The organism is Enterococcus spodopteracolus (assembly GCF_030441955.1).
Lineage (GTDB): Bacteria > Bacillota > Bacilli > Lactobacillales > Enterococcaceae > Enterococcus_B > Enterococcus_B spodopteracolus.
The window spans coordinates 111,960-120,973 of record NZ_JARJHD010000007.1 but is presented as its reverse complement, the minus strand read 5'-3'; the positions used below and the strand labels follow the sequence as shown (position 1 = coordinate 120,973).

Here is a 9,014-nt window from a genome sequence, read left to right as displayed (position 1 = left end):
TGGTGTTCGTGAGTTTGCGATGGCATCAGCGATGAACGGGATCCAATTGCATGGCGGTACCCGGATCTATGGAGGAACATTCTTTGTCTTTGTCGATTATTTGCGACCAGCTGTGCGTTTAGCAGCGGTCCAAAACACGCCAGTCATTTATGTCTTGACCCATGACTCTGTGGCAGTTGGTGAAGATGGCCCGACACATGAGCCAGTGGAACAATTGGCTTCGGTTAGAAGTATGCCAGGTGTCCATGTCTTACGTCCGGCGGACGGGAACGAAACTCGTGCAGCGTGGAAAGTTGCGATGGAATCCACAGATACACCAACGATCTTAGTCTTGAGTCGTCAAAATCTACCAGTTCTTCCATCAACGAAAGAAGTGGCAGATGATATGGTTAAAAAAGGTGCCTATGTCTTGTCACCAGCTAAAGGGGAACAACCAGAAGGAATCTTGATCGCGACAGGTTCAGAAGTGGATCTAGCTGTCAAAGCGCAAAAAGTATTGGCGGAACAAGGAAAAGATGTCTCAGTGGTTTCTATGCCAAGTTTTGATTTGTTTGAAGAACAATCCGCGGAATATCAAGAAAGTGTTTTGCCAAAAGCAGTGACGAAGCGTGTTTCTATCGAAATGGCTGCTTCATTTGGCTGGGAGCGCTATACAGGGACAGCTGGGGCAATCATTGCGATTGATCGTTTCGGCGCGAGCGCACCTGGGGAAACGATCATCCAAAATTATCAGTTTACAGTGGAACATGTTGTTGAAGTGTTTGATCAATTGTAGGAAGTTTGTTATTCTTTTACTATTTAAAATTAAAGATACACGTACTTTATCTAAATAAAATCTGCCAAACTGGAACTCAACATTTTCCGGTTTGGCAGATATTTTTATTGATCCATGATTATTTTAATTTCAGGTGTTTGATTTCTAAAAAGTGTTGGAGATTTAAGACCAAACCTCCTAGAAGTGTCGCTTTTTCGTTCAAGGAGCTGTTGCGGACGACTAATTGATTCGAAAAATGATTGTGCAGATTCCCTTTTAATTGTTCGATCATATCAGGTATTTCGCGATAAAGTGAGCTATTCAAAATAATGATCGATGGGTCATAATGGGCGATCAAGTTGTTGATACCGATCGTCAAGTAGTTGATATTTTCTTCTACGACTTGTCGTGCATCACGATCCTGGTTTTGGTAGTATTCTCTAAGGATGATGGCATTGACATAGTCCAACTTTTTTTTCTGAGCAAATCGATCGTAGCAGACTTTGTTGGCAGCGTACATCTCCAAACAACCTCGGTTTCCACAGCGACATTCCTTACCGTCCATCACGATGATCTGATGACCGATTTCACCAGCAAAACCATGGGCACCAACCTCTAAATTCCCATTTTTGACGATTCCTGCACCAATGCCGCTGTGCATATTGATGCTGACAAGATTTTCCGAATCTGAGGTAAAGCTATACTCACCTAAAGCTGCAAGATTTGCTTCATTTTCCAAATAGACAGGATAGTTTCTCAGTTTTTCAGCTATTTTGCGAAAAGAAATGTGATCGAAATTGTAATGAGGGCCAAAAATTGGCTCACCATGGTAGACAGGGCCATGAACGGCTATTGCTACTCCAATAATGCCATATTCTGTCGTCGGAAGATGTTGCTCAAATAACGTGAAAATTTCTGAAAGATACAGATAGATGGCTTCCTCATCTAATGTGATTGGCTTTTTTTGGATATGTTGTATCTCTTCCCCGTCTAGATACGTAAGGAGACCATAGATGTAATTATAGCCGATGTCAATGGAAATAGAGAGGCCCGCTTTTCCATTATATTGAAGAATGATCGGTTTACGTCCACCGACATTACTAGATTCTCCAATGCCAGTTTCGATGACCAGTTGATCATCGATCAATTTTTTCACAATGGAGGACACAGTTGCTTTGGTTAGTCCAGTTATGGCTGAAAGCTCTGCACGAGAAAGAGCCGGTTGGTTCATAATCAATTCTAAACAGAGAGACTCATTTGGGCTCCGTCGAGTATACGTTGGATTTTTCAAAGTAAATCACTTCCTATTCATTATGTAATGAGGATACGTTCTAAAGTATACTGGTAATCTCATTATTTTTCTAGTTATTTATCTATAGCTATTTCGTTTTGTAAAGTAAATAAATTAACTTCATTCGAATGGAAATGCTTTGATAATAATGAAAAATCACTTGACTATGATTGTGAAAGCGTATACTATATGCTTGTTAAGTTGGTTTGTTAGATGAACTAACTAATGTAGAATGAATAAATTAGGAGGAATATGATATGAGCTATTTTCCACAAATAGAAAAAATCCAATATGAAGGAACAACGACAACCAATCCCTTTGCTTTTCGCCATTTTAATCCAGAAGAGGTAGTTGCCGGTCAAACGATGAAGGAGCATTTACGATTTGCTGTTGCTTACTGGCATACCATGACACAAGATGGCAGTGATCCATTCGGCTCACCAGTCAATCAAAGAACGTGGCTAGGTGCGACTGAAATGGAAACCGCAAAAAATCGAGTAGCGGCCTTTTTTGAGATTTTAGAAAAATTAGGTGTCGAATATTTTTGTTTCCATGATGTTGATATCGCGCCTGAAGGAAATAGTTTAGAAGAATTCTATGCAAACTTAGATGAAATCACAGATTTGATCAAGGAACAGATGGAGCGTACGGGAATCAAACTACTTTGGAATACTGCAAATATGTTCAGCCACCCACGCTACGTGAATGGTGCAGCTTCAACGAATCATGCGAATGTTTTTGCCTATGCTGCTGCTCAAGTCAAAAAAGGTTTAGACATCTCAAAAAAACTCAACGGTCAAAATTATGTATTCTGGGGTGGTCGTGAAGGGTATGAAACGTTGTTGAATACGGATATGGCGTTTGAACAAGAGAATATTGCACGTTTGTTCAAAATGGCGATCGCCTATAGTGAAAAAATCGGTCATATGCCACAATTCTTGATTGAACCAAAACCAATGGAGCCAAGTAAACATCAATATGATTTTGATGCTGCAACGGCTTTACAATTTATTCAAAAATATGGTTTACAAGAGAAATTCAAGCTGAATCTAGAGGCTAATCATGCTACGTTAGCTGGGCATACGTTTGAACATGAGATCGAAGTAGCACGGATCAACCACGCGTTAGGTTCTCTAGATGCGAATCAAGGGGATGTGTTGCTTGGTTGGGATACTGATGAGTTCCCAACGAACGTCTATGATGTCACATTGGCCATGTATGGTGTCTTAGAAAATGGCGGTATCGCACCAGGAGGAATCAATTTTGATTCGAAAGTCCGTCGTTCTAGTTTTGCCATGGAAGATCTATTCTTAGCGCATATCGCCGGGATGGATACCTTTGCTAGAGGGCTGAAGGCAGCGGCGAAATTAAAAGAGGATCGCTTCTTCGATACCTTAAAAGAGAAACGCTATGCTACGTTCCAAGAGGGCATTGGGGAATCCATTGTCAACGACAAGGAAGATTTGGAAAGTTTGACTGACTATGCATTGAAGCTGAAAGATATCAAGCTGGAATCAAGCCATATCGAATATGTCAAATCTTTTTTGAATGATTATTTAGTTTAATCCAACTTATGGAGAGTCTCATTCAGTTAGCTAAGGATAGATATCGCTGACTCCTTTGGATGGTTGAAAGGGATTCTCCTAAAAAAATAGAGTGAGGTGTACGATGAAAATTAAAAATCCAGTATTAACAGGTTTTCATGCTGATCCGTCTATTGTACGTGTGGGAGAAACATATTACATTGCCAACTCAACGTTTGAATGGTTTCCAGGCGTTCAGATCTATGAGTCGAAAGATTTGATGAACTGGCGATTGGTGACACGTCCATTGGCTTCTGTCCAGATGTTGGATATGAAGGGCAATGAAGATTCAGGAGGGATTTGGGCGCCCGATCTCTCTTATGCGGATGGGAAATTTTGGTTAGTTTATACTGATGTCAAAGTGGTCAATGGAGCGTTCAAAGATTGTACAAATTATTTGACTACCGCAGAAGAGATCACTGGTCCATGGAGTCAACCGATTCGATTGAATGGTGTCGGCTTCGATGCTTCTCTTTTCCATGATGACGATGGCTGCAAATACCTAGTTCAAATGGAATGGGATCATCGCGAATACCATCATCCATTTAATGGGATCAAATGCACCGAATATTCAGTGGAAGAGCAACGTCTACTTCCGGAAACAGGTAAGATCATTTGGAAAGGAACTGACGTGAAATTAGTGGAAGGCCCACATCTGTATAAGTTATTTGGTTATTATTATTTGTTTTGTGCAGAAGGGGGCACCGTCTATACGCACCAAGAAGTGGTGGCACGTTCAAAAACTTTAGAAGGAGCTTTTGAAAGCCAAGCAGAGACCTTTTTAACTGCCTATGACTCTCCAGAAAATCCACTGCAAAAATGCGGACATGGTGCGTTAGTTGATACACCAGAAGGCGAATGGTATTTTGCTCATTTGACTGGTCGACCGTGGCATCATAAAAACGAATCCATCCATGATCCCCGTGGCTGGTGTACATTAGGCAGAGAAACAGCGATTCAAAAGGTGACATGGTCTGAAGCATTGTGGCCAGAAATCGTTGGTGGAAAGCAAGGGAGTATGGAGGTGGAAGCACCTAAAGGAGTGACACCTCACCCTTATGAAAAACTGCCAGAAAGGACTCACTTCGAACAAAGCGAACTGCCTCCACAATTTCAAACAGTACGTGTCCCTTTTACGAAGGATATCGGCATGTTGAAAGATGGAAAGCTGACATTACGAGGTGCCGGAAGTTTGGCCAATACACATGGAAACTCACTAGTTGCTAGACGTTGGCAAGCATTTGAGTTTGAAGCAGAAACTGCATTGAGCTATTCGCCAACGACCTTCCAGCAAATGGCAGGGCTGACGAATTATTACAATTCACAACATTGGTCGATGATCCAAGTGACTTGGCACGAAGAAAAAGGCTGTGTCATTGAACTCACTGAGAATAATCAAGGCGTATTCAAAAGTTATTTGCAGGAACAGGTCATTCCAATTCCAGAGGATGTAACAGTTGTTTATTTCAAAACGATCGTCAGAAGAGAAACTTACACATATGCTTATTCGTTTGACGGAAAAACATGGATCGAATTAGCGATCCAGTTAGATGCAAAAGTACTATCCGATGAATATGTCAACCAAACCCATGGTGGATTTTTTACGGGTGCGTTTGTGGGAATAGTCAACATCGATTACTCAGGATATGATTTGCCAGCTGTTTTTGATTATTTTGATTATCGAGAAAAGTAAAGTGAATAGAACAGTGTTGTCACTTCAGGAGTAAGAGGGGAGATCTTTCATGGAAAAAGAACGTTTATTTTCAATGTCTGATATTGAAAAAAGTTTTGGCCCTGTCCACGTCTTGAAAAAAGCAAGACTTGAGGTAAATAAAGGCGAGATCCATGCTTTTATGGGAGAAAACGGAGCCGGTAAGTCTACTTTAATGAACATTCTTGCTGGATTGATCGATAAGGACGAAGGAGAAATCATATTTGAAGGGAAAGAAATCCCTAAAATGACTCCTGACTTCGCACAAGAATTAGGGATTGCCTTTGTTCATCAAGAATTGAATCTAGCAGAAGATTTGTCTGTGGCAGAAAATATTTTTATTGGTCGTTTGCCCTATAAAAATAAGGCGTTAGGAATTGTTGACTTCAAAAAATTATATGAAGACACGCAACAATGGCTGAACTTAGTGGGATCTGCGATTTCTCCCACTGCACTGGTTGCTTCGTTGTCTACTGCCAATAAACAATTAGTTGAAATTGCCAGAGCGCTTAGTTTGAATGCCAAAGTGATCATTTTTGATGAACCGACAACTTCTTTGTCTGAAAAAGATGTCGAAGTTTTGTTTATTATTATTCGCAGATTGAAGGAAAAAGGCGTTTCAAGTATCTATATCTCTCATCGCATGAAAGAAATCTTTGAATTAGGTGAACGAATCACGATCATGCGCGACGGGGAATATATCTTGACCGATGAAGTAAAAAACTTGTCTGAAGAAGCGATTATCGCTCGCTTAGTTGGTCGAGAAATCAACGATCTGTATCCAAAACAACCGACCCACTTAGGAGAAACCTATTTACAAGTTACCAATCTTTCTGATTCTTTTGGGCGAGTTAAAAATGTCAGCTTCCAAGCAAGACGTGGGGAAGTGTTAGGCTTTGCGGGGTTAGTAGGTAGTGGTCGAACCGAAACGGTACGACTGATTTTCGGTGCAGATCGTGCAAAATCTGGTGAAATCAAATTGGCGAACCAGCCGGTAGTGATCAAGTCGCCGGTGGATGCGATTCGTCAAGGAATCGGATTATTAACGGAAGACCGTAAACATCAAGGCTTGTTTCTTGGTCTCTCAATCCAAGACAATATCACGATAACGAATCTAGGTGGATTTGTATTAAAACATGAATCACTTAATCAAACGGCTCATCAGTTTGTACAAGACGTGAAGATTAAGATCAGTGATATTGCGCGTCCAGTTGTCAGTCTCTCTGGTGGGAATCAGCAAAAAGTCGTTTTAGCAAAGTGGTTGAATACAACAAATCAAGTATATATTTTTGATGAACCGACAAAAGGTATTGATGTGGGGGCAAAATCAGAAATCTATACGATCATCAACGAATTGGCACGCCAAGGGAAAACGATTTTGATCGTCTCTTCGGAAATCCCTGAATTATTAGGGATCTGCGATCGGATCTATGTTTTTCGGGAAGGTGAGATTACAGGAGAAGTCGTCATCGCTGAGTATCAGGACAGAAAAGATGAGGCGCAAGAATTGATTATGACCTATGCAACGCTTAATGAGCATTAACGATTCTTCAGCTAGAGGATATGTAAACAAAGGAGAGAACGATGGAAAAACGAAACAAGTTAACGATCAAGTCACTTTTTATGAACTACTCTGTTTATTTAGTGTTAATTGCTTTAGTCCTATATTTTTCAATTGCAAATGCGAATTTTTTGAGCACATTCAATATTGAAAATTTCTTCCAACAAATTCCACCGGTAGGCATTTTAACTGTTGCTTATGCGATGATTTTGATTTGCGGCTATGTGGATCTATCAATTGGTTATGTTGGAATGGCGTCAGGAATGCTCGGTTTATATGTGGCAAATCAAGGAATGCCTGCACCAATCGTTGTGCTTCTGGCATTATTGACAGGGGCAATGTTAGGCGCGTTGAACGCTTTGTTGATCAAGAAATTTGATTTGCCTTCATTTATTTTGACGTTAGGAACAAGTTATGTCATCAAAGGAATGCTCGGCTTTTTCACGGACGAACAATTTATCGGTTCCGAAAACGAGTGGTTCAATCGCTTAGCGAAAATGCCAATCGGTACGGATATGTTCAAAAGCAATGCCTTGATTTTTTTAATTATCATTATTGTATTTGCTTTTATAATGAAAAATACGCGTTTGGGAAGATATACCTATGTGGTAGGGTCAAATCAAGAAGCAGCCAGGTTATCCGGTATCGATACGGATAAACATATCATTAAGATGTTTATGATTGAAGGAATGTTAGCAGCCATCGCTGGGTTGTTGATTGTTTCAAATTTAAATGGTGGCGCTTCCAAAGATGCGAATGGCTTAGATTTGTTCGCAATGGCGGCAGCTATCATGGGTGGTACATCATTTAGTGGTGGAATCGGCACGATTGGCGGAGCGGTTGCAGGTATCTTAACCTTACAAGTATTTAAAAATGGCTTGACATTGATGGGGGTAAATTCATTTTTACAAGATACAGTGACCGGTCTAGTCATTATTTTAGCAATCATCATTGATTATTTGAAACGTCGAGCAACTCGTCAGTCATAATTATAATCTAAGGAGTGAAAATACCATGTTAAAAAAATCATTTTGGGTCATCAGTATGTTCGTTGCGTTATTATTAGTTGGTACAGGATGTAGTACAAGTGATTCTGCGGATGCAGATAGCGAAAAGACCTTGTATTTCATTCCAATCGTAGACACCGGGGCTTATTGGAACCCCATGAAAAAAGGAGCAGAGGATGCGGCACAAGAATTGGGTTATACATTGGTCACGAAAACATCTCCTTCTGCTGAACCAAGTAAGAAAGAGAAACATATCGGCTTTATCAGAGAAGCAGTTGCCAAAAACGTAGCAGGAATCGCCATTGCACCGATTGAGAAAAAAGCGTTTGTTGATCCAATCAAAGCAGCCATGGATAAAAATATTCCAGTCATCACCTTTGATGCCGATTTAGAAAATCCTGAAGATCGGACAGCTTACGTCGGTACAGACAATGTCTCAGCTGGAAAAGAATTAGGGTTACGTGCTGCTGAAGAAATGAAGGCAAAAGGCATTACCGGTGGTTCGATCGCCATCGTTTGTGTGGACGTCGCACAACCAACTATGATCGATCGTGAAAAAGGACTGAAAGAAGGTTTTGCAGAGATTTATGGAAAAGATGCTGAGAACTTTAAGTTTTTAGCGACGATTCAAGACAATGATCAACCATCAGAATCTAAAAAACAATTAGAAGGCTACATTGCGGCGAATAGAGACTTAGTCACTGTCTTTTCATTAGGTTCAGAAGGGCCGAATGTCGGTGTGATGAGTGCGTTAGAATCTCAAGGAAAAGCAGGACAGGTGCTTCATTATGGATTTGATTATACGGACACTTGGTTAAGCGGAGTAGCGGACGAACGAATCACAGCGATCGTTGACCAAGATGCGTACCAAATCGGCTATCAAGTGATCGAGAATTTAGTGAAAGCAATCGACGGTGAAACAATTGACACAACCATTCCGATCGATGTCAACTATGTGTTAGCGGAAGAGTTAGAAGAGTATGGAAAAGAAAAAAGTAAAGTGAAAACAGACTCAGTAGAAGATTCTTCGATAGAAAGTACAGAAGAATCAGAATAAAAAGCGTATATAATCATTGGAAAGGAACAGGCGGTGTCTTGATGGAACGG

7 protein-coding genes are annotated in these 9,014 nt (G+C 40.6%); 6 read left to right on the top strand and 1 reads right to left on the bottom strand.

The window, feature by feature from the left end; translation table 11 throughout:
• A partial coding sequence (locus P3R27_RS09950; RefSeq protein WP_301399077.1) for a transketolase-like TK C-terminal-containing protein occupies positions 1-775 on the top strand: 775 nt, incomplete at its 5' end.
• A 118-nt stretch (positions 776-893) separates the two neighbouring features.
• Here P3R27_RS09950 and P3R27_RS09945 read toward each other — a convergent pair.
• Complete coding sequence (locus P3R27_RS09945; protein WP_034688674.1) at positions 894-2,045, bottom strand: ROK family transcriptional regulator; 1,152 nt, start codon at positions 2,043-2,045, stop codon at positions 894-896.
• Positions 2,046-2,302: 257 nt separating this feature from the next.
• Here P3R27_RS09945 and xylA point away from each other — a divergent pair, with 257 nt between their 5' ends.
• From xylA to P3R27_RS09920, 5 genes are all read left to right on the top strand, one after another.
• Positions 2,303-3,610 (top strand): xylose isomerase, encoded by a 1,308-nt coding sequence (xylA, locus tag P3R27_RS09940; protein WP_126134396.1) that lies wholly within the window; start codon positions 2,303-2,305, stop codon positions 3,608-3,610.
• Positions 3,611-3,713: 103 nt separating this feature from the next.
• The gene (locus P3R27_RS09935) at positions 3,714-5,321 is read left to right on the top strand and encodes a glycoside hydrolase family 43 protein (protein ID WP_301356846.1); all 1,608 of its coding nucleotides are present in this window, start codon (positions 3,714-3,716) and stop codon (positions 5,319-5,321) included.
• Positions 5,322-5,370: 49 nt separating this feature from the next.
• A complete protein-coding gene (locus P3R27_RS09930; RefSeq protein ID WP_126134394.1) occupies positions 5,371-6,882 on the top strand; it encodes a sugar ABC transporter ATP-binding protein in 1,512 nt (503 codons plus the stop codon).
• Between the two features lie 41 nt (positions 6,883-6,923).
• The gene (locus P3R27_RS09925; protein ID WP_126134393.1) at positions 6,924-7,889 is read left to right on the top strand and encodes an ABC transporter permease; all 966 of its coding nucleotides are present in this window, start codon (positions 6,924-6,926) and stop codon (positions 7,887-7,889) included.
• 25 nt (positions 7,890-7,914) lie between these two features.
• Positions 7,915-8,964, top strand: a complete 1,050-nt coding sequence (locus tag P3R27_RS09920) for a sugar ABC transporter substrate-binding protein (RefSeq protein ID WP_034688669.1) — start codon at positions 7,915-7,917, stop codon at positions 8,962-8,964.
• Positions 8,965-9,014 lie beyond the last annotated feature (50 nt).